This is a genomic window from Streptomyces sp. NPDC020379 (assembly GCF_044387105.1).
In the GTDB taxonomy this organism is placed as follows: Bacteria; Actinomycetota; Actinomycetes; order Streptomycetales; family Streptomycetaceae; genus Streptomyces.
This window is the reverse complement of record NZ_JBIRVR010000011.1, coordinates 210,124-233,853: the sequence shown is the minus strand read 5'-3', so window position 1 is coordinate 233,853 and position 23,730 is coordinate 210,124. Positions and strand designations below refer to the sequence as shown.

19 protein-coding genes are annotated in these 23,730 nt (G+C 73.1%); 5 read left to right on the top strand and 14 right to left on the bottom strand.

The window, feature by feature from the left end; genetic code table 11:
- From ACH427_RS17225 to ahcY, 3 genes are all read right to left on the bottom strand, one after another.
- The coding region (locus ACH427_RS17225) for a hypothetical protein (RefSeq protein WP_398870305.1) at nucleotides 1-205 on the bottom strand (205 nt) is incomplete at its 3' end.
- Between the two features lie 194 nt (nucleotides 206-399).
- Nucleotides 400-1,014: a hypothetical protein gene (locus ACH427_RS17220; protein ID WP_398870304.1), complete on the bottom strand. Its 615-nt coding sequence runs from the start codon at nucleotides 1,012-1,014 to the stop codon at nucleotides 400-402.
- A 105-nt stretch (nucleotides 1,015-1,119) separates the two neighbouring features.
- Nucleotides 1,120-2,577: an adenosylhomocysteinase gene (gene ahcY, locus ACH427_RS17215; RefSeq protein ID WP_398870303.1), complete on the bottom strand. Its 1,458-nt coding sequence runs from the start codon at nucleotides 2,575-2,577 to the stop codon at nucleotides 1,120-1,122.
- 383 nt (nucleotides 2,578-2,960) lie between these two features.
- On the opposite strand from ahcY, the gene ACH427_RS17210 reads away from it, so the two are divergent.
- A complete protein-coding gene (locus tag ACH427_RS17210) occupies nucleotides 2,961-4,925 on the top strand; it encodes a fructose-specific PTS transporter subunit EIIC (RefSeq protein ID WP_398870302.1) in 1,965 nt (654 codons plus the stop codon).
- Nucleotides 4,926-4,959: 34 nt separating this feature from the next.
- On the opposite strand, the gene ACH427_RS17205 is transcribed toward ACH427_RS17210, so the two are convergent.
- The 6 genes from ACH427_RS17205 to ACH427_RS17180 form a co-directional block, all read right to left on the bottom strand.
- Nucleotides 4,960-5,928, bottom strand: coding sequence for a cation diffusion facilitator family transporter (locus ACH427_RS17205; protein WP_398870301.1), 969 nt, complete (start codon nucleotides 5,926-5,928; stop codon nucleotides 4,960-4,962).
- Nucleotides 5,929-6,014: 86 nt separating this feature from the next.
- Nucleotides 6,015-7,220: a mannose-6-phosphate isomerase, class I gene (manA, locus tag ACH427_RS17200; RefSeq protein WP_398870300.1), complete on the bottom strand. Its 1,206-nt coding sequence runs from the start codon at nucleotides 7,218-7,220 to the stop codon at nucleotides 6,015-6,017.
- 85 nt (nucleotides 7,221-7,305) lie between these two features.
- Nucleotides 7,306-8,463 carry an SIS domain-containing protein gene (locus ACH427_RS17195; RefSeq protein WP_398870299.1) on the bottom strand — a complete coding sequence of 386 codons (1,158 nt, stop codon included), beginning with the start codon at nucleotides 8,461-8,463 and terminating at the stop codon, nucleotides 7,306-7,308.
- Between the two features lie 63 nt (nucleotides 8,464-8,526).
- Entirely contained in the window at nucleotides 8,527-8,703 is a 177-nt protein-coding gene (locus ACH427_RS17190) for a Trm112 family protein (protein WP_116212094.1), read from the bottom strand.
- A 161-nt stretch (nucleotides 8,704-8,864) separates the two neighbouring features.
- On the bottom strand, nucleotides 8,865-10,223 hold the full coding sequence (locus ACH427_RS17185; RefSeq protein ID WP_398870298.1) for a phosphomannomutase/phosphoglucomutase: 1,359 nt from the start codon (nucleotides 10,221-10,223) through the stop codon (nucleotides 8,865-8,867).
- A gap of 141 nt (nucleotides 10,224-10,364) precedes the next feature.
- Entirely contained in the window at nucleotides 10,365-10,796 is a 432-nt protein-coding gene (locus ACH427_RS17180; RefSeq protein WP_398870297.1) for a DUF3499 domain-containing protein, read from the bottom strand.
- A 272-nt stretch (nucleotides 10,797-11,068) separates the two neighbouring features.
- Here ACH427_RS17180 and ACH427_RS17175 point away from each other — a divergent pair, with 272 nt between their 5' ends.
- Entirely contained in the window at nucleotides 11,069-11,578 is a 510-nt protein-coding gene (locus ACH427_RS17175) for a metallopeptidase family protein (protein WP_398870296.1), read from the top strand.
- Nucleotides 11,579-11,693: 115 nt separating this feature from the next.
- Here ACH427_RS17175 and ACH427_RS17170 read toward each other — a convergent pair whose 3' ends face one another.
- The 3 genes from ACH427_RS17170 to ACH427_RS17160 form a co-directional block, all read right to left on the bottom strand.
- Complete coding sequence (locus ACH427_RS17170; protein ID WP_398870295.1) at nucleotides 11,694-13,241, bottom strand: DUF5719 family protein; 1,548 nt, start codon at nucleotides 13,239-13,241, stop codon at nucleotides 11,694-11,696.
- The gene (locus ACH427_RS17165) at nucleotides 13,238-16,999 is read right to left on the bottom strand and encodes a glycosyltransferase (protein ID WP_398870294.1); all 3,762 of its coding nucleotides are present in this window, start codon (nucleotides 16,997-16,999) and stop codon (nucleotides 13,238-13,240) included. Before ACH427_RS17165 ends, ACH427_RS17170 begins: the two co-directional genes overlap by 4 nt.
- Before the next feature lie 400 nt (nucleotides 17,000-17,399).
- Nucleotides 17,400-17,663 carry a WhiB family transcriptional regulator gene (locus tag ACH427_RS17160; RefSeq protein WP_004952403.1) on the bottom strand — a complete coding sequence of 88 codons (264 nt, stop codon included), beginning with the start codon at nucleotides 17,661-17,663 and terminating at the stop codon, nucleotides 17,400-17,402.
- A 681-nt stretch (nucleotides 17,664-18,344) separates the two neighbouring features.
- On the opposite strand from ACH427_RS17160, the gene ACH427_RS17155 reads away from it, so the two are divergent.
- From ACH427_RS17155 to ACH427_RS17145, 3 genes are read left to right on the top strand one after another with little or no spacing between them, the layout of a single operon-like run.
- On the top strand, nucleotides 18,345-18,869 hold the full coding sequence (locus ACH427_RS17155) for a cysteine dioxygenase (protein WP_398870293.1): 525 nt from the start codon (nucleotides 18,345-18,347) through the stop codon (nucleotides 18,867-18,869).
- A 44-nt stretch (nucleotides 18,870-18,913) separates the two neighbouring features.
- Nucleotides 18,914-19,879, top strand: coding sequence for a 2-phospho-L-lactate transferase (gene cofD / locus ACH427_RS17150; RefSeq protein WP_398870292.1), 966 nt, complete (start codon nucleotides 18,914-18,916; stop codon nucleotides 19,877-19,879).
- A complete protein-coding gene (locus ACH427_RS17145; protein ID WP_398870291.1) occupies nucleotides 19,876-21,207 on the top strand; it encodes a coenzyme F420-0:L-glutamate ligase in 1,332 nt (443 codons plus the stop codon). Before cofD ends, ACH427_RS17145 begins: the two co-directional genes overlap by 4 nt.
- Before the next feature lie 401 nt (nucleotides 21,208-21,608).
- On the opposite strand, the gene ACH427_RS17140 is transcribed toward ACH427_RS17145, so the two are convergent.
- Both ACH427_RS17140 and ACH427_RS17135 read right to left on the bottom strand, forming a co-directional pair.
- Nucleotides 21,609-22,511 (bottom strand): DNA-3-methyladenine glycosylase family protein, encoded by a 903-nt coding sequence (locus ACH427_RS17140; protein WP_398870290.1) that lies wholly within the window; start codon nucleotides 22,509-22,511, stop codon nucleotides 21,609-21,611.
- 77 nt (nucleotides 22,512-22,588) lie between these two features.
- Nucleotides 22,589-23,671, bottom strand: coding sequence for a sugar phosphate nucleotidyltransferase (locus ACH427_RS17135; RefSeq protein WP_398870289.1), 1,083 nt, complete (start codon nucleotides 23,669-23,671; stop codon nucleotides 22,589-22,591).
- Nucleotides 23,672-23,730 lie beyond the last annotated feature (59 nt).

Sequence of the window (23,730 nt, the reverse complement as noted above, 5' to 3'; positions counted from 1 at the left end):
ACCCTCTCGGGCTTTCCTCCGGGCGCTTCCCTTCGGTATTTCGTGTTTCCAACCTTACCAGATCCGTTTTCCGGCCCGTTTCCGGTCCGAATTCCTTTTCCGGCCCCCTGTTGGAGCGGGGTTCGCCTTCCAGCTTTTCGCTTTCCGGCTTCACCGACTTTATCAGAAGCATTTCGGCCGAGCTAATCGGCGTTTCGCTTCCCATAAGGAGAGTGAGGTTTGCTTCGTGCGAATTGGATCCGGCACCGAAGCGATTCAGATTCTAACCGTTGCGACCGGAGCTGTCCAGCTCCCGGCAACCGTTCGAATCTACCTCCCCGCGCTGCCCGTGTCAACAGGTTTTGCGGAGCGAGTAGGACAGTACCAGGCCCGTACGGCCCAGCGCACATCGTCCCGTCGTCACTCGAAGGACGATGGCGGGCTCTCCAGCTCCTCCAGCTCGACGCCCGGTGCGGCAAGGACCACGTCGCCGGCCAGGTGCACGCTGTGCTGCTCGCCGGTCTCGAGGTCGCTGACCTGGTATTCGTCCACCATCAGCACGCCGTTGTCCGTGCTGTGCGGCGTCCTGGCGACCAGGGCCCACGCCTGGTCGAAGGTGCGGGGAGCCAGCGCGGGAGGCGTGAAGCCGACGAGGCGGATCCGTTTCGCGCCCTCGCCGGGGGCGGGCCGCAGCAGCCGGGCCAGGGCCACGTAGAAGGCCGGGGAGGCGCCGGTGAAGGCGTGGGCGGCCGCGTTGCCCTCCGTGGCGTGCTCACCGGTCGGGTCCGTACGCACCCATGTGACGCCGTCGAGGGCCGCGCCCCGGACCTGCCAGCTCGCCGCGTGCAGCTGGAGGCGGATCGGGCGGCCCAGGTCGTCGAGGGTCAGGTCGACGGAGCCGGCGTGGTCGCCGGCGGGGGCCGTGAGCTGGGAGACGTAGCGCCAGCCGGAGGGGCCGGTGGCGCAGTGGAAGTGCTCCTCGCCGAGCGGGGTGTGGTCGTGCGGGTCGTGGAGGGAGTAGCGGCCGCGGGGCATGGTGGGTCCTTGGACGAAAGCGGGACAGGCCCCCACCGAGGAGGGCGGGGGCCTGCGCGCCGGTTACCGCGGTGGCCGCCCGGCGGCGGCCCACCGCAGCGGGTGTCAGTAGCGGTAGTGGTCCGGCTTGTACGGGCCCTCGACCTTGACGCCGATGTAGGCGGCCTGCTCCGGGCGGAGCGTGGTCAGCTTGACGCCGAGCGCGTCGAGGTGGAGGCGGGCCACCTTCTCGTCGAGGAGCTTCGGCAGGACGTAGACGTCGGTCGGGTACGACTCCGGCTTGGTGAAGAGCTCGATCTGGGCCAGGGTCTGGTCCGCGAAGGAGTTCGACATCACGAAGGACGGGTGGCCGGTGGCGTTGCCCAGGTTCAGCAGACGGCCCTCGGAGAGGACGATCAGGACCTTGCCGTCGGCGAACGTCCAGGTGTGGACCTGCGGCTTGACCTCGTCCTTGACGATGCCGGGGATCTTCGCGAGGCCGGCCATGTCGATCTCGTTGTCGAAGTGGCCGATGTTGCCCACGATGGCCTGGTGCTTCATCTTGGCCATGTCGGCGGCCATGATGATGTCCTTGTTGCCCGTGGTGGTGACGAAGATGTCGGCGGTCTCGACGACCTCGTCCAGGGTGGTGACCTGGAAGCCGTCCATCGCCGCCTGGAGGGCGTTGATCGGGTCGATCTCGGTGACGATGACCCGGGCGCCCTGGCCGCGCAGGGACTCCGCGCAGCCCTTGCCGACGTCGCCGTAGCCGCAGACGACCGCGACCTTGCCGCCGATGAGGACGTCGGTGGCGCGGTTGATGCCGTCGATCAGCGAGTGGCGGCAGCCGTACTTGTTGTCGAACTTCGACTTGGTGACGGCGTCGTTCACGTTGATCGCCGGGAAGAGCAGCGAACCGGCCTGCTGCATCTCGTAGAGGCGGTGGACGCCGGTGGTGGTCTCCTCGGTGACGCCGCGGATCTCGGACGCCAGCTGGGTCCACTTCTGCGGGTTCTCACCCAGCGTGCGGTTGAGCAGCGTGAGGATCTGGGCGTACTCCTCGCTGTCGGCCGTCGACGGGTCCGGGGCCGCGCCGGCCTTCTCGAACTCGACGCCCTTGTGCACGAGGAGGGTGGCGTCGCCGCCGTCGTCCAGGATCATGTTGGGGCCGCCGGTGGCGGTGCCGGGCCAGGTCAGCGCCTGCTCCGTGCACCACCAGTACTCCTCCAGCGTCTCGCCCTTCCAGGCGAAGACCGGGACGCCCTGCGGGTTCTCCGGGGTGCCCTGCGGGCCGACGGCGATGGCCGCGGCGGCGTGGTCCTGGGTGGAGAAGATGTTGCAGGAAGCCCAGCGCACCCGCGCGCCCAGAGCGACCAGCGTCTCGATGAGCACGGCCGTCTGCACCGTCATGTGCAGCGAGCCGGTGATACGGGCGCCCGCCAGCGGCTGCGCCTCCGCGTACTCCTTGCGGATCGCCATCAGACCGGGCATCTCGTGCTCGGCGAGGGTGATCTCCTTACGACCGAAAGCTGCCAGCGACAGGTCCGCGACCTTGAAGTCCTGGCCGGTGGAGGTGGTGGTCATACGGGCTGCTCCTCCTGAAGGGGCGAGCGAGGATGGGTACGGCTGTGCACGCGGTCAGTCTGCAGGGACGGTTACCGCTCGGCAGGCGTCCGACACCTGTCCGGACACACCCGTCCCCCTGGCCGCAGCGCAGTCCGTCGGAGGCCCTCTCTCCCTCGGCCGGTCCGTCGTGCGGGCCGCCCGACCGCCATCAGCAGCGACGTCTGGCTCTGGTCACGAATCTACACCGATGGTGGTGGTGAACCCCAGCCCCGTCCGGCCCTGTTCCGCCCGCGGAGGCCGTGATCGCTTTCCTCCGCAGGCGTCGTGTTGCAGGATTCGATCAACGCGTGGACGGGGGAACCGTCGGCGCTGCCGCGCGTGCCGATCGTGAGGAGATCCATGTGACCAGTCCAGCCGACCCCTCCGAGGGCGCGGGGGTCAGGGGGCCGGGGCTCAGGCTGCTGGCGGTGACCGCCTGTCCGACGGGTATCGCCCACACCTATATGGCGGCGGAGAAGCTGGCGCAGGCCGCCGAGGCGCTCGGCCATGAGATCAAGGTGGAGACGCAGGGGTCGATCGGGGCGGAGAACGTCCTGACCGACAACGATGTCAGGCAGGCGGACGGCATCATCGTCGCCGCCGACAAGGACGTCGACCTGAGCCGCTTCGCCGGGAAGCGGGTGCTGTCCGTCGGGGTGGCGGAGGGGATCCACCATCCGGAGCGGCTGATCGAGCGGGTGCGGAGCGCCCCGGTGTACGAGGGTTCCGGGGGCGGCGTGCCGCCGGCGGCTGCCGGGGGCGGTGGCAGGGAGCGCGGGGCCGTCTACAAGGCGCTGATGAACGGCGTCTCGTACATGATTCCCTTCGTGGTCGTCGGCGGGCTGCTGATCGCGGTGTCGCTCGCGCTGGGCGGCCATACGACGTCGCAGGGGATCGTCTTCGACAACTCCTTCTGGAAGTCCGTCAACGACATCGGCACCGTCGGCTTCACGCTGATGATCCCGATCCTCTCCGGCTATATCGCCTATGCGATCGGTGACCGGCCGGCGCTGGTGCCGGGCATGGTCGGGGGGTGGATCGCGGGGCACGGGGAGCTCTACGACAGCAAGGCGGGCGCGGGCTTCATCGGGGCGATCGCGACCGGTTTCCTGGCCGGTTATCTGGTCCGGTGGATCAAGAAGGTCGAGGTTCCGGCGTTCGTCCGGCCGATCATGCCGGTGATCGTGATCCCGGTGGTGGCGACGTCCGCGCTGGGTCTGTTCTTCATCTATGTGATCGGGCGGCCGATCTCCTGGGTGTTCGAGCATCTGACGAGCTGGCTGGGCGGGCTGACGGGGACGAGCGCGGCGCTGCTCGGTGTGCTGCTCGGCCTGATGATCGCTTTCGACATGGGCGGGCCGGTCAACAAGACGGCGTTCCTCTTCGGCGCCGGTCTGGTCTCCAAGAACCCGGAGATCATGGGGATGTGCGCGGCGGCGATTCCCGTACCGCCGCTCGGGCAGGGTCTCGCGACGCTGCTGCGGCGCCGGCTGTACACCGATCAGGAGCGGGAGACCGGTCTGGCGGCGCTGTTCATGGGCTTCTTCGGCATCACGGAGGGCGCGATCCCGTTCGCCGCCGCCCGGCCGGCGCGGGTGATCCCCGCCAACATGCTCGGCGGCGCGGTGGCGGGGGCGATCGCGGGGCTGGCGGCGGTGGAGGACAGCGTGCCGCACGGCGGTCCGATCGTGGCGGGGCTGGGGGCGGTCGGCGGGGTGCCGATGTTCTTCGTCGCGATCGCCGTCGGCATGGCGGTGACGGCGTTGACGACGGTCTCGCTGATCTCGCTGGGCGGTGTGCGGGCCACGGTGGTCGTTCCGGCGACGAGGGTGGCCGCCGGCCCGCCGGAGGTTCCGCCGGCCGCGGAGAGCGCGGCTCTTTCCGGTTACCTCACCGAGCGGACCGTACGGCCGCGGCTCGCGGCCTCCGGCAAGGAGGCGGCGATCCGGGAGATGGCCGAACTGCTCGCGGCCTCCGGCAAGGTGACGGACGTCGAGGGGCTCGTGCGCGCCGCGCTCGCCCGTGAGGAGCTGGGGACGACCGGGCTGGGTGAGGAGATCGCCGTTCCGCACGCCAAGACGGACGCGGTCTCGGCGCCGGTCGTGGGCTTCGCCCGGTCCGCGGAGGGGGTCGAGTGGGGGGCGCTGGACGGTACGAAGGCCCGGCTGATCTTCATGATCTCGGTGCCGACGGCCGCCGCGGGCGACGAGCATCTGCGGCTGCTGGCGATGCTGTCGCGGAAGTTGATGGATCCGGCGTTCCGGGAGCGGCTGCTCACGGCACAGGAGCCGGGGGAGATCGTGGAGGTGCTCCGGGAGGTCGGGTAGGGGTGCTCCCCCACCCGGTCCTCCAGGGCTTTCGTCAGTGGCGGGCGGGGCCGCCGGGGGTCGCCGCCGGGTCCTCGCCCGCCGCTGCCGCTTCCTCGCTGTAGATGTCGGGTTCGAGGTAGATCGCGCGGGCGATCGGGACGGCCTCGCGGATGCGGGCCTCGGCGGCGTCGATGGCGCGGGCGATCTCCACGGCGGTGTCGTCGTGCCGTACCGCGATCTTGGCCGCGACGAGCAGTTCCTCGGGGCCGAGGTGGAGGGTGCGCATGTGGATGACGCCGGTGACGGTGTCGCCGTCCACGGCGGCCGCGCGGATCTTCGCGATCTGCTCCGGGCCGGCCGCCTCGCCGAGCAGCAGGGACTTGGTCTCGGCGGCCAGGACGAGCGCGATGAGGACGAGCAGGATGCCGATGCACAGTGTGCCGATGCCATCCCACACGCCGTCGCCGGTGGCCAGGGTCAGGCTCACGCCGAGCAGGGCGAGGACGAGGCCGATGAGGGCGCCGAAGTCCTCCAGCAGGACGACGGGAAGCTCGGGGGCCTTGGCCGTGCGGATGAAGGTGCGCCATGACTGCTTGCCGCGCAGCGCGTTGGATTCCTTGATCGCGGTGCGGAAGGAGAAGCCCTCGGCGACGACGGCAAAGACCAGCACGGCGACCGGCCAGTACCAGTGCTCCAGCTCGTGCGGTTCCTTGATCTTCTCGTAGCCCTCGTAGAGCGCGAAGACGCCGCCGATGGTGAACAGGACGATGGAGACGAGGAATCCGTAGACGTAGCGCTCCCGGCCGTAGCCGAAGGGGTGCTCCTCGCTCGCCTTCTTCTCGGCCTTCCTGCCGCCGAGCAGGAGCAGCACCTGGTTGCCGGAGTCGGCGACCGAGTGCACTCCTTCGGCGAGCATCGACGACGAGCCGCTGAACGCGAACGCGACGAATTTCGCCACGGCGATGGCCATGTTGGCCCCCAACGCGGCGACGATGGCCTTGGTTCCGCCTGATGCGCTCATGGGTGCGGCATGTCCCTTTCGCCGGAGTGTTGCTTTGCTCTTCCTTTACGGCGGGTCATTGTCGCAGCCGTCGGGCGGTGCCCGGGTCAGACGGCGACCGTGGCGCGGAAGACGGTGGCGTCGTCGCCGGTGAGTTCGGCGCGCTCGTCGGCCCGTACGAAGGCGGACTCGCCGCGGCCCAGGCGCAGCTCGGTGCCGTCGGTGGTGCGCAGGGTCGCGGTGCCTCGGGTGCACAGGAGGATCTGCGGGGTGCCGGGGGGCAGGGCGGCGGGGGTTTCGGAGACGGGTGCGAAGACGTAGCGGGAGAGGCGGAATTCGTCGACGGGTGTCGCGTAGACCTCTTCGCCGGCGGCGTCGGCCTCGGGGCGCAGGACGGCGGGTTCGGTGCTCTCGAAGCGGACGACGCGCAGCAGTTCGGGGACGTCGATGTGTTTCGGTGTGAGGCCGCAGCGGAGGACGTTGTCGGAGTTGGCCATGATTTCGACGCCGAGGCCGTCGAGGTAGGCGTGGGGGACGCCCGCGCCGAGGTAGAGGGCCTCGCCGGGGTTCAGGCGGACGTGGTTGAGGAGCAGGGCGGCGATGACGCCGGGGTCGCCGGGGTAGTGGCGGGCGATGGCGGCGTAGGCGGCGTACGCGGCGCGGTGCGGGCCGTCCTGCGCGGCGAGGCGTTCGCAGGCGGCGGAGGCCGCGTGGACGGTGTCGGCGACGGCCGTGTGTTCGGCGGTCAGGACGGCGGTGAGGACCTCGCGCAGGGCGTCGGCCTCGGGCTGGGCGTGGAGGAGGTCGGCGTACGGCTTGAGGGAGTCGACGTCGAGGGCGGTGAGGAGCGCGGCCGTCCCGGCGGGGTCGCGAAAGCCGCAGAGGCCCTCGAAGGGGGTGAGGGCGCAGAGCAGTTCGGGTTTGTGGTTGGCGTCGCGGTAGGTGCGGTGGGGGGCGTCGGCGGGGATGCCGCGTGCTTCCTCGTCGGCGTATCCGGCCTTGGCCCGGTCGAGGTCGGGGTGGACCTGGAGGGAGAGCGGGGAGGCGGCGGCGAGGAGTTTGAGCAGGAAGGGCAGCTGGGGTCCGAAGCGGCGTACGGTCGCGGGGCCGAGTTCGGCTTCCGGTGCGTCGGCGATGGTGTCGCACAGGGGCCGGGGTCCGGTGCCGCGGTCGACGCGGGAGGGGGCGCCGGGGTGGGCGCCCATCCAGAGCTCGGCCTGGGGTTCGCCGGTGGGGGTGGTGCCGAGGAGCTCGGGGATCGCGCTGGTGGAGCCCCAGGCGTAGGGGCGCACGGTGTTGGCGAGGCGGTCCATGGGGCGGCTTCCTGACTGTTCGTACGGCTGGCGTCGTGTTCACGAGCCCGGTCGTCGGTCACGGGTCCGTGCCGTTCCCCGCGTTCTACGGGGTGGAGGCGAGCGCCAGATAGACGGCGGCGAAATCCGTGATGGCGAGCAGCTCTGCGGCGGTCTCCAGGGGCGTGCTGCCCTCGGTGGCCTCCAGCTCGCTGATGGGAGTCTCGCGCTGGAGGACGAATTCGCGGGCGGCGGGTCCGGGTGAGGTGATGTCGGGCTCGCGCTCGCGGAGCAGGACGACGCGGGCGTGCAGGGCCTCGGGGTCCTCGACGCGGTCGCGGAAGAAGTCCTCGGGGTCGGCGCCGGCGGCGAAGTCCCCGGCGAGCAGGGCGCCGTGCGCGGTGAGCGCGTCGGGCAGCTGGGCGGCGAGCGCGGGGCGGCCGGAGAGTGCGGCGAGGACGGTGGCGAAGTGGCGGCCGACGGCGCCTGCGATGTCGCCCTCGGACCAGATCAGCGGGAGGGTGCCCGCGAGCTCGGCCGCGAGGGTCTTGGCGGGGTTGCTGTAGGTGGCGTGGGCGGGGCCGCAGACCTCGGCGACCTGGTCGAGCCGGTCGGCGAGGGATTCGACGGAGCCCTGGTCGGCGGCGAGCAGGCCGATGCGGTCGGCGAGGGCGAGGAGCGGGGTGAGCAGGGACCAGAGGGTGCCGGGGCCGGCGGGGAGCGCGGCCGTGCCGCCGGTGGCCTCGGCGCCGCCGGTGCGTGCCTCGCCGGGGGCGGCGGTCAGCGGGATCGTCAGGCCGCGCGCCTGCTCGGTGGCGTCGGCCAGGGGGGTGCCGTCGGGGGTGACGCAGACGACGGAGCAGCCTCGGCGGTACGCCTGTTCCAGGAGGATCGCGAGGCCGGGTTCCGTGCCGTCGGGGGTGGCGACGAGCAGCAGGTCCAGCGGGCCCGTCCAGCCGGGGAGCGTCCAGCTCAGGGCGCCGGGGGCGGGGGCGACGCCGGTGGGGCGGATCAGGGTGACCGGGGCGCTGCCGCCGGCGAGTGCCGTGAGCAGGTCGGCGACGCAGCCCGCGGCGGGGGCGGGCCCGGCGACGAGGAGGGCGCGCGGGCGGCCGTCCGGGTGGAGCGCGCCGATGCCCGCTTCGGCGGCGTCGCGGGCGGCCGTGCGGACCCGGGCGCCGGATTCCGCGGCGCCGCGCAGGAGGCCGTGGAGATCGGCTCGGGACAGGGCTTCCGGGTCATCGAGGAGCGACTCGTCGAACACCGTTGATCAGCCTCCGATCGCCGTGGCGTACGCCGTACGGGTGTGTGCCGGGCCGGGCGGGCGTCAGGCGGGGCGCCGGGCCTCGTCGACGAGCAGGACGGGGATGCCGTCGCGCACGGGGTAGGCCAGGCCGCAGCTCTTGCTCTCGCACACCAGCTCGGCGGCCTGCTCTTCCTCGTGGAGGGGTGCGTGGCACTCCGGGCAGGCGAGGATCTCCAGAAGACCGGCTTCGAGCGGCATGGGGGTTCCCTTCGGCGTGTGCGTCCCTTGCCCGGCCAGCGTAGTCGCTCCCGCTGGGGGTGGCGGATATCCGGGGCGGCGGGGGGCTGGTCGTGGCTTCGCGTGCGGCGGGCGGGGCGGGCCGGTACCGGCCCGCCCGTCCCTTCCCGCTCTTCCGGTCGCTAGGCGCGGACGAGGGAGAGGACCTCGTCGCGGAGGCGGGCCACCGTTTCGGCGTCGCGTGCCTCGACGTTCAGGCGGAGGAGCGGCTCGGTGTTGGAGGCGCGGAGGTTGAACCACCAGTCGGCGGCCGTCACGGTCAGGCCGTCGAGCTCGTCGAGCTCGACGCCGTCGCGGTTCGCGTACGCCGCCTTGACCGCCGCGGCCCGCCCGGCCTGGTCGGCGACGGTGCTGTTGATCTCGCCGGACGCGGCGTAGCGGTCGTACTGCGCGACGAGCCGGGACAGCGGCTCGTCCTGGCCGCCGAGCGCCGCGAGCACGTGCATCGCGGCGAGCATGCCGGTGTCGGCGTTCCAGAAGTCGCGGAAGTAGTAGTGCGCGGAGTGCTCGCCGCCGAAGATCGCGCCCGTGCGGGCCATCTCCTCCTTGATGAAGGAGTGCCCCACGCGGGTGCGCACGGCCTTGCCGCCGTTCTCCGCGACGACCTCGGGCACCGACCAGGAGGTGATGAGGTTGTGGATGACCGTGCCGCCGGGGTGCTTGGCGAGCTCGCGGGCGGCGACCAGGGCGGTGATGGCGGAGGGCGAGACGGGGTCGCCGTTCTCGTCGATCACGAAGCAGCGGTCGGCGTCGCCGTCGAAGGCCAGACCGAGGTCGGCGCCGACCTCGCGCACGCGTGCCTGGAGGTCGACGAGGTTCTTCGGGTCGAGGGGGTTGGCCTCGTGGTTGGGGAAGGTGCCGTCCAACTCGAAGTACATCGCGTCGAGTTCGATCGGCAGGCCGTCGAAGACGGTCGGGACGGTGTGGCCGCCCATGCCGTTGCCCGCGTCCACCACGACCTTCAGCGGGCGGATGCCCGACAGGTCGACGAGGCCGCGCAGGTGCTTCGCGTAGTCGCCGAGGACGTCCCGCGCGGTGATCGTGCCGGGGGTGGCGGCGGGCTCGGGCGCGCCGGTCTCCGTCCACCGCTCCACGAGCGCGCGGATGTCGGAGAGGCCGGTGTCCTGGCCGACGGGGGCCGCGCCGGACCGGCACATCTTGATGCCGTTGTACTGCGCGGGGTTGTGCGAGGCGGTGAACATCGCGCCGGGCAGGCCGAGGGCGCCGCTGGCGAAGTACAGCTCGTCGGTCGAGCAGAGCCCGATCTCGGTGACGTCGACGCCGAGCGCCGCGGCGCCGCGCGCGAAGGCCCGGGAGAGACCGGGCGAGGAGGGGCGCATGTCGTGCCCGGTCACGATCGCGTCCGCGCCGGTGACACGGGCGAAGGCGGCGCCGAACAGCTCGGCCAGCGGCTCGTCCCACTGGTCGGGAACGACACCGCGGACGTCGTACGCCTTCACGATCTGCGACAGATCAGCCACAGCCAACCCCTCCTGGAGTCCTGTACGGAGAACACAAACCTACCTGGAGGCAATGACAATCCGGGCACCGGAGGAGTGGAAGGCCGGGTGTGGACGGGTGTTGACAGCCGGGGCCCGCGGCCGGAGAGGGGCGGCGGGGCGTCAGGAGTCGGGCGAGCGCAGGACCCTGAGGTGGCCTCGGCGGGCGACCTCCATGGGGTCGGCCTCACGGCCGCCGGGCGCCGGGGCGCCCTCCGGTCCCGTCAGGCGCTCCTGCGGGCGGGCCGCTTCGCGCACGGCGTTGGCCAGTGCTTCGAGGTCGTCGCCGCTGGGGCGGGCGGGGCCGCTGTCGAGGGCGAGCCGGACGACGTCCCAGCCGCGGGGTGCGGTCAGGCGCTCGGAGTGCTCGGCGCACAGGTCGTAGCAGTGGGGCTCGGCGTAGGTGGCGAGCGGTCCGAGAACGGCGGTCGAATCGGCGTAGACGTACGTCAGCGTCGCGACGGCCGGGCGGCCGCACGCGGTGCGCGAACAGCGACGTACAGGGCTCACGAGGTTGGACGGTACCGCACTCTTGAGCGGTCCGCGACGACTCACCCCCGGCTCACCCCTCCGTGTCGGCTCCGATCGCCTTGTGGACGCCGCCTCCGTACCGCCTGGTTGAGCTGTGCGGAGGCCCTGAGGGCACGGCACGCGGGCGGTGAAATCTGTCATCAAGCGGTCCACACAGTGTCCTTCAACGAGCACGGTGCCGTCCTGCACATGGCCGTAATTGATCACAGAAGCGACTGAAACATTCATTCAGCGACATTCGGCTGATATGCGATCACTACGCGCACACAGCCGGGCGACGGCTACTCTCGGGAGTGATGGACAGCCCCGTACCTCCTCCGGTCACCTCCGGAGGCGCCCCCAGCCCCGCCGGGCCGCGCCCGCGTCACCGCGACCGCCACGGACGCGGCATGCGCGGACCGATCGCCCCGCCCCAAGTGCCGCTGTCGGTCAGCCGGGGTGAGGCCTTCGTCGACCTGGTGCACGACTCCGCGGAGCGGCTGGAGCGGCTCTGGCCGCAGCTGTCCGCGGTCGACTTCGTCGTGCGCGAGGTCCCGGTGACCACCCGTGACGGGCGCGGCACGATGAGCGATGCCGAGGAGCTCGACGCCTTCGAGTTCGACGGCGAGACGGTGCCGCTCGGCCGGTACGTCGCGGCGCACGGCGACACCCCGGACCGGATCGTGATCTACCGGCGGCCGGTGGAGATCCGCACCAAGGGCCGGGACGAGCGCGCGCTGCTCGTGCACGAGGTCGTGGTGGAGCAGGTCGCCGAACTCCTCGGGCTGGCACCGGAGTCGGTGGATCCGCGCTACGGCCAGGACTGACCGCCCCACCGACAGCCGGCGCCAACATCCCTTCCCCCGCCGGAGGTTTGAACGCCGGTGACGCACTGACTGTCGGAGGCTGACGGCCGGGGACCGGAGGTGACGGCCGGCCGGCTCACCGGTTCAGCATCGACAGGTCCTGCCCGGCCTCCGGGACGGCCACCGTGGAGCGGTCGTCCGGGATGGGCTGGATCGTGAACATCGGCACGCCGTCCTTGGGCAGCGCGAGCATCCGCGAGGCGTGCACCGGGCCGCCCGAGACCTTCTCCACGGTCACCGCGTAGCTCCCCTTCGCACCGGAGGGCTCCGGCGGCTCCACGGACAGCGTGGTGCCCGGCTTGACGGTGTACGTCTTGCTGACGGTGCTGCCGCCGTCGCTGCCCGCCGAGGAGGTGACCTTCACCTGGGCCGCCTCCTTGCCGGGCGCGACCAGGGCGAGGGTGCTGCTCTTCACGCGGTTGTCGGCGACCGTGCCGCGCTTGTCGATCGGCGGGGTCGCCGCGATGAAGGCCGTCTCCTGCTTGTCGTCCTTGCCCCGGGTGACCCGCAGCGCGGCGACCACCGGCGTGCTGCCGCCGTCCGCGTCGAGCAGCAGCGAGCCCGCCTCGCCGCGGGTGATGTCCCCGAGGTCGACGGCCGTCGTCATGCCGCTCTTGACGTGCACGCTCTCGTGACCGGCCGGGGTGATCGCGCTGTTCGCCCCGGCGAAGCGCAGCTTCAGGTCGGCGTCGTCGGAGCCGGGCGCGAAGACGTAGAGGCGGACGGACGTGGCGTCGGCCGGGATGCCCGGGAGCACGGCGCCGGGTGACGCCTCGCCGGAGGGCGGCAGCCAGTCGCCGCCGAGCTTCTCGTCGGACGCCTGGAGCGCGGCCCCCACCCGGCCGGAGCGGGCGGCCACATGGAGCGTCGCGTTCTCCGTGGGGGTGTCCGTGAGGGTCGACAGGAGCACCGGCACGGTGGAGCGCGGCGGGACGTTGATGCCCTCGCCGGCGGCGGCCTGGATCCGGCCGTCCTTGCCGTACATCTCCAGGTCGACGACGGCGGGGGTGCTGTCCGGGTTGGTCAGGTGGACGTAGTCCTGGCGGCCCTTGGCGGTGCTCGCGCCAGGGAACCAGAAGGACGTGTCGGGTGCCGTGCAGGTGAGCCCGTGCAGTCCGCGCCCGCTGCCCGCACTCACCACGGTGCTCTGCTGCACGGTCCAGCCGGGGGCGAGCGTGCCGTCGGCGGTGCCGATGAGGGCGGGGGCGTCGGAGCGGTCCGTGGTGGCGGTGACGGGCTTGCCGGGCTCCTTCAGGGACAGCACCGTCGCACCGGCCGCCACCGCGCCCTGGTCGTCCTTCTTCTTGCCCTTGCCGTCGGACTTGCCGTCGTCCTTCTTGGCCGGGCCCGCCGCCGTGCCGCTCGCCGCCAGCAGGTCCGCGGTGGCCTTGCGCGCGCCCGCGCGGGCGGGCGCTCCGGCCGGGGTGAAGGCGGTGTACGTCGTCTCCCCCACGTCCGAGGACGTGGGCGCCGGGCAGAGCCGCATCGAGCGCTCCACGGGCAGCCGGGCGGGCGCCTTCGCGGCCGTGCCGGCGGTGCCCGACGGCGCTTCGAGCACGGCGACGCCGGTGACCGCGACGAGCGCCGCCACCGCGCCGAACAGGGACAGGGTGGTGCGCTTCACTGCTGCTCGCTCCCGTCGCGGTGCTGGTGCTGCTGGTGGCCACCGTCGCCGTACGTCGTGTCGTAGTGCTGCTGTCCGTAGCTGTACGGGTCGTACGTCCCCGCCGCGTACGGATCGGCGGGATAGTGCGCCTGCTGCGCGTAGTCACCGCTCTGCTGCTGGTACGAGCCGTCGTAGGTGCCTTCGTAGGCGCCTTCCTGGTAGGGCTGCTGGTCGTACGTCCCGTAACCCTGCGCGCCGCCCCACTGGCCGTACTGCTGCTGTTGCGGGACTGCGGCGTAGGGATCGGCGGCGTAGGGATCGGCGGCGTAGGGATCGGCGGTCTGCTGTGCGTACGGGTCGGCGGCCGGCTCGGCCGCCGGGGGCTCGGGTGCGGCCGGCGGGGGCGTCGCCTCGGCCTCCGCTGCGGCGCGCAGGCGGCGGGCTCTGCGGCCCTCTCCGGCGGCCGGCTGCGCGGGGACGGAGGGCGCGGCGGGCGCGGGTGCCGCTGCCGCCGGGGCGCCGGTCTCCGGCAGGTCGTCGTCGACCTCGCGGCGGCGGCCCGGGAGGGCGAGCACCACCAGGACGGCGGCGAGGAGCCCCTGCGTCCAGAGCCATGCCGTGTGCGCCAGGGGGGCCTGGTAGGTCAGGGCGAGCTTGCCGCCTCCGGCGGGCAGTTCGAAGCCCTGTGCCCAGCCGTCGACGGTGGTGCGCTTGAGCGCGCGGCCGTTGAGAGTGGCCTGCCAGCCGGGCGCGGCCTTGTCGGCGACGCGCAGGACGCGGCCCTGGGGGCCGTCCGGGACGGTGGTGTGCGCCTCGACGGGGCCGGAGGCGACCGTCACGGGGGCGGACCGCTGCGCGGCGTTCTGCGCGGCGCCGGGGACGATGGTGACGCGGGCGACGTCGCGGTCGACCCGCCACAGCGAGCTGCGGTCCTGGCGGCTGAGCCGGGTGAGGCCGGGGGTGGTGTCCAGGACCCGGCCCGTCGAGCGCGGCGCGCTGTCGCGTACGAGGACATAGCCGACGGCGTAGTCGCCGAGGAGGCCCGCCTGGTCGGCTCCGGAGCCCGCGACGAGGCCGGCGACGACGGCGTCGAGCTTCTTGTCGCGCCCGGCGGCCACGGCCAGTTCGGCGTCGCCGGTCCGGGCGCCGGAGCCCCGGACCAGGGCGTAGCCGACGTGCCCGGCGGTGCCGTCGAGCACCAGGGTGCGGGCCTGGTCGCGGGTGCCCGCCTCCTCCGCGACGAACGCCGGGACCTGCTCGGGGGAGCGCCGTTCGAGCGGTCCGTCGGCACCGGCCACCATCCACACGGCGGCGGCGACGAGCGGGCCCGCGGCGGCCGTCAGGGCGATCAGGGCGGCGACGGGCTGGCGCCAGCCGAAGCTGAGCGCGGCGACGCGCTCGCGGGCGCCCTCGGCGCCCACGACGGCCGCGGCGACGAGCGCCAGGCAGTAGACCAGGGTCGCGGGCCCGGCCCAGCCGCTGCCGTTCGCCAGGGCGGCGCATAGAAGGGCGGCGAGCGCCGCCGTCCAGGCCGTACGGACGGCGCGGGCCCGGTCGGCGCGCAGCAGGGCGGCGAGGGCGGCCAGGACGACGCCGGCGAGCAGCAGGCCGCCGAAGGTCTTCGGGCCGCCCGGGTCGCCCGCGAGGAGGTGCCAGGGCGCGGTCGTGCCGTGCCCCTGGTCGATGCCCGCCTCGGCGAAGAAGCGGCCGGGGTCGGTGAAGAGGCCGAGCGACCAGGGGGCGAGCACGACGAGGGGGGTGAGGACCACGGCGAGGAAGCGCGGCCCGTGGAGGGTCAGCCGGGCGGCGCCGCCCCGTACGGCGTGCACGGCGAGCGCGCCGAGGCCCAGCACGACGGCGAGCGGCCAGACGACCGGGGTGAAGGCGGTGGTGACGGTGAGCAGGAGCGCGTACGTCCAGGAGGCGCGCCAGGTGGGGCGGGCGGTGGGGACGCGCAGCGCGGTGGCGGCGACGGCCGCGCGGGCCATCAGCGGCAGCAGGATCGCGAGGACGGCGGTGCCGAGCCGGCCGGTGGCGAGGGCGCCGGTGGCGGCGGGCAGGAAGGCGTACGCGACGCTCGCCCAGGCGCGCAGCAGGCGGGAGGAGACGAGCGGGCGGGAGGCGAAGTAGGCGGTGAGTCCGGCCAGGGGCACGGAGCAGACCAGCAGGAGGGTGAGGGTGAAGCCGGTGGAGCCGAGGAAGAGGGTGCCGAGGGCGGCGAGTACGGCAAGGTAGGGGGGCGCGCTGCCGGTGTTGCCGACGCCGACGGGGTGCCAGCCGCTGGTGTAGCGCGCCCAGAGGCCGGAGACGCCGTCGGGGACGGGCAGCAGGGCGCCGCCGGACAGCGAGCCGCCGCCGAACAGCGCGCGGCAGGCGATCACCGAGACGAGCAGCAGGAGGGCGAAGAGGACGGGGGCCGGCTTGCGGGCGATGCGCCGGAGCCGGGTGAACTGTTCGACCTCCAGGAAGTCCGCGTCGTCGCCGCCCGGTCCGGATTCGACGGCTCCGTGGCGTCCGGCGGAGGAGAGTTCGGCTTCGGAGCGGCCGGTCAGGTTGCTCGCGAGCTGTTCGACGGTGGCCCGGACGGTCGCGCCGGGCGGGGGGAACAGCGGCCGCAGTTCGCTCGTGGCGACGGTGGGCGCGCCCCGCCGCTTGCGGGCGGCGCGGAGCCGGCCGGGGCGCAGCAGGGTGCCGAAGAGTCCGGTGAGTTCGTCGAGCGCCTGTCCGGGGGCCTTGCCGAGGAGGTAGCCGAGGGTGCGCAGCAGGGTGCCGAGGACGAGCCGGAGCATGACGTACGGCAGGAGCGGGCCGCGGGTGTTGGCGAGGAGGGCGTAGACGGCGCCCGCCTTGTCGACGCGGTGGGGGTTCACGGCGGAGCGGCCGGCGCAGTCGACGGGGCGGCGTTCGCGGGCCGCGGCCTCGGCGTGCCGCATGACGGCGTCGGGGGCGACGAGCACGCGGTGGCCGGCGGCGTGGGCGCGCCAGCAGAGGTCGATGTCGTCGCGCATGAGGGGCAGCCGGGGGTCGAAGCCGCCGAGCTGTTCGTAGACGTCGCGGCGGACGAGCATGCCGGCGGTGGAGACGGCGAGCACGGGCCGGATCTGGTCGTGCTGGCCCTGGTCCTGTTCGCGGCGCTCCAGGCCGGTCCAGCGGCGGCCGCTGCGGGCGATGGAGACGCCGGCCTCGAGCAGTTGTCTGCGGTCGTACCAGCTGCGGAGCTTGGGGCCGATGACGGCGGCGTCGGGTTCGGCGTCGGCGACGCGCAGCAGTTCGTGCAGGGCGCCGGGTTCGGGGGCGCAGTCGTCGTGGAGTAGCCAGAGCCACTGGACGGGGTCGAGGTCGTCGTGCCGGTGGTCGGCGCGGCCGCCCTGGTCGTAGGGGTCCTCCTGCCAGGTGCGGCTGACGGGGTCCCAGCCGCTGGAGCGCTTGAGGTAGGGCAGTTCGCCGGGGTCCGGTGCGGGGACCGCGCGGACGGCCTCGTCGACGGCGGCGCCGAATCCGGCGCGGCGGGCGAGGTGCAGGACGCGGTCGGGGCCGAGGGCCTCGGCGAGCAGTCGCGCGGAGTCGTCGGTGCTGCTGGTGTCGGCGGCGACGGCGCTCTGGACGGGCCGTTCCTGGCCGAGCAGTCCGGTCAGCGCGTCGGGCAGCCAGCGGGCGCCGTCGTGGGCGACGAGCACGGCGGTCACGACGTGGCGCGGGAACGCCGGGGGGACTGCGGGATCGAACGTGGCAGAGGTGGCCGGGTAGTGGGCCGCCGTATTGCTGTGCACGGACATCGAGGTACGGGCCCTCCGGCCGGGGTCCGGGGGTCGCCCCCCGGAGGACTGCTGTGCGGTTGCTGGCTGCGGTCGAGCGGTGCGCTCGACGGGCCACCACACTAGGGCCTCTCCGGTGGTGTGCGCCCCGCCCCGTCCCGTCAGCGGGGGCGGGCTCCCGGGCCTCTTGACGCGGTCGCGCCGGGTGTCCGCGCGGTGGGCCGGCCGGTGGCGGGGGTGCCGCCCCGCGGGGCCGATATGCCGTGTCCGGGCCGGTGGCCGCGTACGCGGCGGTCCGCCGCTCGCTGTGGAACGCGGCAGGCGGACCGTTCGTCATGGCCGGAGTGCGCGGAGTGCGGCGGGGCTATTTCTCTTCGCCGGACTTCAATAAGACCGTCCACAGAACTGTTTGTCCGATCAATCAGACCGCTGCTTTCTTGAGGCGGCGGCGCTCTCGCTCGGACAAACCTCCCCAGATGCCGAAGCGTTCGTCATTGGCAAGGGCATATTCAAGGCACTCCGAGCGGACCTCGCAGGCGAGACAGACCTTCTTGGCCTCGCGCGTGGAACCACCCTTCTCGGGGAAGAAGGACTCGGGATCGGTCTGAGCGCACAGCGCGCGCTCCTGCCAGCCGAGCTCCTCGTCCGCCTCCTCGACCAGCAGTTGCTGAAACAGCTCGGTCATGTGCGCCCCTCGTCTGTCATTTGCGTCCCCGTGCTGCCTTCATCAAGGCTGCCTTCATCAAGTGCGGCAGAACAACACGGGTGAAATTACAAGTGTGCCGATCCGGGCCAGTCAAGCCGAGATCTGCTATTGGGCCCCTTATTCACTCTGCGGAACCAAAGCCAAGCAGAAAGTGTCCGAAACATTACAAGTCCGGACAGAATCAACTGCCCGTCCCGACAGTCCCATCCTCTTCCTGAAGGAGAGGACGTCACGCACGGCAATCCCGTTGCACCGTCCGGCCGAATGATGTTTACGGCCGCGACTGCTGCGCCACCTGTCCGCGACCCCTGGGCCGCAAACCTTTCAGCACCCTCAGTTACCGGATGAGGTGAAAGATTAGCCCCAAAACGGACACCCGGTTGACAGAGCGCGGTCGGGCCCGTCACCTTTGGTGGCATGCCAGCGATCGCCGCACTCAGCCTGACCCGTGACTACGGGTCCCGCTGCGCTGTGCAGGCGCGCTGTCGCTGTTCCAGCTGTTGATGCCCACGAGCTCCAGCTGAGCTTTTCCTCCCGCTCCACCTCGCTCGCCCTTCCCGCCCGTCCGCAGGGCCCGCGCTCCCGTACCCGGACGCGTCCGTACGCGTCCTCGCACCGCTCCCCCGCGCAGCCCAGCACATCCGCCGAGGAACCCCGCACATGAACAGCGACGTCCAGATCGCCGGCGACCCGCTCGCCATCCCGCACCTGATGCCGCCCGCCCCCGCGCACCCCGCCACCATCGCCGAGTTCGCCGGGCTGGCCCGCTCCCTCGCCGCCGACACCGCCTCCTGGGCCCGCCTCGTGCAGTACGACGCCACGAGCCGCTGGTACCACCGGCTGCGCACCGGCCCCGGCTACGAGGTGTGGCTGCTCAGCTGGGTGCCCGGCCAGGGCAGCGGGCAGCACGACCACGGGCCGTCCTCCGGCGTCCTGACCGTCCTTCAGGGGGAGCTCACCGAGGTCAGCTGGGGCAGCGGCGCCCAGGGTGGCGCGCGGCGGCGGCTGCGCGCCGGCGATCAGCGCGTCTTCGCGCCCGGCTATGCCCACGAGGTCGTCAACGACTCCCTCGGCCCGGCCGTGAGCCTGCACGTCTACTCCCCCGGCCTCACCGAGATGCCCATGCGTCACCGGCGGCCCGCGGCCGCCGCGTTGACCGCCGACCGGGATGCCGTGCGCGGCTGACTCCCCCCACAGGGATGTCACAGGCGGCTGACACACTGTTCCGCATGCAGCGCATTGTGGTTCTGGCCGGCGGGATCGGGGGCGCCCGCTTCCTCCGTGGCCTCAAGTCAGCAGTCCCCGACGCGGACATCACCGTCATCGGGAACACCGGAGACGACATCCACCTCTTCGGCCTCAAGGTCTGTCCCGACCTCGACACCGTGATGTACACCCTCGGCGGGGGCATCCACGAGGAGCAGGGCTGGGGCCGGGCCGGGGAATCCTTCGCCGTGAAGGAGGAGTTGGCGGCCTACGGCGTGGGGCCCGAGTGGTTCGGGCTCGGCGACCGCGACTTCGCCACCCACATCGTCCGTACGCAGATGACCGCCGCCGGCTATCCGCTCAGCGCCGTCACCGAGGCGCTCTGCCGTCGCTGGCAGCCGGGCGTGCGGCTGCTGCCGATGAGCGACGACCGCGTCGAGACGCACGTCCTGATCGACGACCCGGACGGCGAGGGCCGCAAGGCCGTCCACTTCCAGGAGTACTGGGTGCGGCTGCGCGCGGCCACGCCCGCGCGCGCGGTCATCCCCGTCGGCGCGGAGGAGGCCAAGCCCGCGCCCGGCGTGCTGGAGGCCATCGCGTCGGCCGACGTCATCCTCTTCCCGCCGTCCAACCCGGTCGTCAGCGTCGGCACGATCCTCGCCGTGCCCGGCGTCCGCGAGGCCGTCGCGGCCGCGGCGGCGCCCGTCGTGGGCCTCTCCCCCATCGTCGGGGACGCGCCCGTGCGCGGCATGGCCGACAAGGTCCTGGAGGCCGTCGGGGTGGAGTCCTCGGCCGCCGCCGTCGCCCGGCACTACGGCTCGGAGCTCATCGACGGCTGGCTGGTCGACACCGTCGACGCGGGCGCCGTGGCCGAGGTCGAGGCCGCCGGGATCCGCTGCCGGTCGGTCCCGCTGATGATGACCGACACCGAGGCCACCGCGCGGATGGCCGAGCAGGCGCTGGCCCTCGCCGAGGAGGTGCGCGCGTGACCGGCCTGCCGCGCGAGGACGTCCCGGCGTACCGCGTCTGGGCGCTGCCCGGCGTCCCCGAGGTGCGGGCCGGGGACGACCTCGTCAAGCTCATCGCGACGGCGGCCGGCGCGGAGGGACTGCCCGGCCTCGCCGACGGCGACGTCCTGCTCGTCACCTCGAAGATCGTCAGCAAGGCCGAGGGCCGGATCGTCCGGGCCCCGGAGCGCGAGGCCGCGATCGACGCCGAGACCGTGCGGGTCGTGGCCCGGCGCGGCGCCCTCCGCATCGTCGAGAACCGGCAGGGGCTGGTCATGGCCGCCGCCGGAGTCGACGCGTCGAACACCGAGGCCGGCACGATACTGCTGCTGCCCGAGGACCCGGACGCCTCCGCCCGCGCGCTGCGCGCCGGGCTCAAGGAGGCGCTCGGCGTCGAGGTCGGCGTCGTCATCACCGACACCTTCGGCCGCCCCTGGCGCTCCGGGCTGACCGACGTCGCGATCGGCGCGGCCGGGGTGCGCGTCCTCGACGACCTGCGCGGCGGCGTGGACACCCACGGCAATCCCCTGAATGTGACGACCGTCGCCACCGCGGACGAACTGGCCGCCGCGGGTGACCTCGTCAAGGGGAAGACCGCGGGGCTGCCGGTGGCCGTGGTGCGCGGTCTTCCGCACGTCGTGGGCGACGACGGCGCCGGGGCGCGGGCGCTCGTCCGCTCCCCCGCCGACGACATGTTCCGGCTGGGGACCTCCGAGGCCGTACGCGAAGCGATGACCCAGCGGCGGACGATCCGCGAGTTCACCGACGAGCCCGTCGACCCGGGTGCCGTGCGGCGGGCCGTCGCCGCCGCGATCACCGCGCCCGCCCCGCACCACACGACGCCCTGGCGGTTCGTCCTGCTGGAGTCCGAGTCCTCGCGGACGCGGCTGCTCGACGCCATGCGCGACGCCTGGATCTCCGACCTGCGCGGCGACGGCTTCAGCGAGGAGAGCATCGCCAAGCGGGTGCGGCGGGGCGACGTCCTGCGCAACGCTCCCTATCTGGTGGTGCCATGCCTGGTCATGGACGGCTCCCACACGTATCCCGACGCGCGGCGCAACGCGGCCGAGCGGGAGATGTTCGTGGTCGCCGCCGGCGCCGCCGTCCAGAACTTCCTGGTGGCACTGGCCGGGGAGCGGCTGGGGTCGGCCTGGGTCTCGTCGACGATGTTCTGTGCGGAGGTCGTGCGGTCTGTGCTCGGCCTTCCGGCGGGATGGTCTCCGATGGGGGCGGTCGCGGTGGGGCGGGCCGCGGGGGAGCCTCGTGAGCGGGGGGCGCGGAGCGTGTCGTCTTTCATCGAGGTGCGGTGAGGTAGGGCGGGGGCTTGGGCTGGGCGCCGTTGTCGGGTGCGGGTCCGTTTCGCCTGCGGCGCTTGTTCCCCGGCCCCGCCCCTTCCCGGCTGCGTCTGATGTGCGGCTCCGCCGCGTGGGGGGCGCGTGCCCCAGGCCCCCGGCCGCGGGTTTCGTTGCCGCCTGCGGCGGGGGCGGCCTGCGCCCGCGTCCTCAAGCGCCGGACGGGCTGGTTGTTTCCCCAGCCCCGCCCCTTCCCGAAACTGGGGGCAAGCCCCCAGACCCCCACCACACGCTTCGCGCGTTGTCCTCAAACGCCGGACAGCTGAAAGGCCACCAACCCCAAGCCCGGCCGGAGCTTGAGGCCGCCCGAGCCGCAAGCCGACCGCTCAGCGGACGAAGCCGCGAAAAAGCGACACGCCTCAGATCGCCCTGATGTCGTTCACCGAGAAGCGTGGGGCCCTGCGCGGCGGGGCCACCCCCGTGAGCAGGATCAGCCGGCACGCCCGGTGGCGCTGGCCCGCGTAGGGCGACAGCAGGTCGAGCATGGCCGAATCGTCCATCCCCCGCCGCCCCGTCAGCGCATAGCCGACGATCTTCGGCAGGTGCAGGTCCCCGACCGTGACCGCGTCGGTCGCGCCGTTGCTTCGCTGGAGGGTTTCCGCCGCCGTCCAGGGGCCGATGCCGGGGACGGCCTGGAGGCGGGCGGCGGCCGGGCGTTCGTCCATGGTGGCGGCCTCCTCCAGGCGGGCGGCCACCCGGGCGGCGCGGACGATCGTCGCGGACCGCTTCCCGTCCACGCCCGCCCGGTGCCACTCCCAGGAGGGGAGCAGGGCCCAGCCCCGGGGGTCGGGCATGACACGCATACGGGGGGCGGGGCCGGGGGCGGGTTCGCCGTGGCGCTGGAGGAGGAGGCGCCAGGCGCGGTACGCCTCGTCGCTGGTGACCTTCTGCTCCAGGATCGACGGGATGAGCGACTCCAGGACCAGCCCGGTGCGGGCCAGCCGCAGCCCCGGGTTGCGGCGGTGCGCCTGGTGCACGAGGCGGTGGCGGGGGGTGAAGGCGCCGGGGTCGTCCGTGCCGCCGAGGAGGGCCGGGAGGTGGTCCAGCAGCCAGTCGGCGCCGGGGCCCCACGCCTCGGCGCGCACCTCGCCGTCGCGGGCGGTCGCATGGAGCGTGCCCGGACCGTCCGGGGTGCGGCTGGCGCGCCAGACGGAGCCGTCCGCCGCCACCTGGTAGGCCGGGTCGCCGGGGCCGCGCGCGAGGACGCCGAGGGTGCGCCCCAGGTCGTACGGGCCCGACGGGACCCATGTGCGCGTCGCCATCCGGCCAGCCTACGTCGGCGGACCGACAAGCGGAGGCCCTGAGTCCACTTAGCGGGCGCGGGGCGGGCCCCGGTCCGCTACTGGTCGGAGGAGAAGCGGATCGCGCCCGCGTCGATCCGCGCGCCGCACCAGATCCGCGCCCCCGCCCGGAGCTCGTTGTCGGCGCCGACCCGCGCGCCGTCACCGATGACCGCGCCGTCGAGGACCGTGCGCGCCCCGATCCGCGCGCCCGCGCCCACCAGGGAGTCGCGCACCTGCGCGCCCGCCTCGATGACCGCGCCGTCGAGGACCGTGCTGCCGTCGATCCGCGCGCCCGGCTCCACGACGGCCCCGGCGCCGATCACGGTGCCGCCGGTGAGCTTGGCGTCCGGGGCGACGTCCGCGGTGTCGAGGACGAGCCGGTCGCCGCAGCGGCCCGGCACGGCCGGGGAGGGGGCCCGGCCGAGTACCAGGTCGGCGGAGCCGCGTACGAACGCCTGCGGGGTGCCGAGGTCGAGCCAGTAGGTGGAGTCGACCATGCCCTGGAGGTGCGCGCCCGCCGCGAGCAGCCCGGGGAAGGTCTCGCGCTCGACCGAGACGGGCCGGCCGGCGGGGATGGAGTCGATCACCGAGCGGTTGAAGACGTACGCGCCCGCGTTGATCTGGTCGGTGACGATCTCCTCGGGCGTCTGCGGCTTCTCCAGGAAGGCCGTCACCCGGCCGGTGGCGTCGGTGGGCACCAGGCCGAAGGCGCGGGGGTCCTCGACCCGCGTCAGGTGCAGGGAGACGTCCGCTCCCGTGGTGCGGTGGGTGTCGACCAGCGCCTCGATGTCGAGGCCGGTGAGGATGTCGCCGTTGAAGATCAGCACCGGCTCGTCCGGCGCCGAGCGCAGCCGGGCGGCGACGTTGCGGATGGCTCCGCCGGTGCCGAGCGGCTCCACCTCGGTGACGTACTCGAGGTGGAGGCCGAGGGCGGACCCGTCGCCGAAGTACGGCTCGAAGACCTCGGCCAGATAGGACGTGGCGAGCACGATGTGCTCGACCCCGGCGGCGCGGGCCCGGGCCAGCTGGTGGGTCAGGAACGGCACGCCCGCCGCCGGCACCATCGGCTTCGGCGTGTTCATCGTGAGGGGGCGCAGCCGGGTCCCCTTGCCGCCCACCAGGAGGATCGCTTCAGTCACCTTGTCGTCTCTGCTTCCTGCTGGGGACGGGGCTTGATCGGCGGCCAGTTTATGCAGAC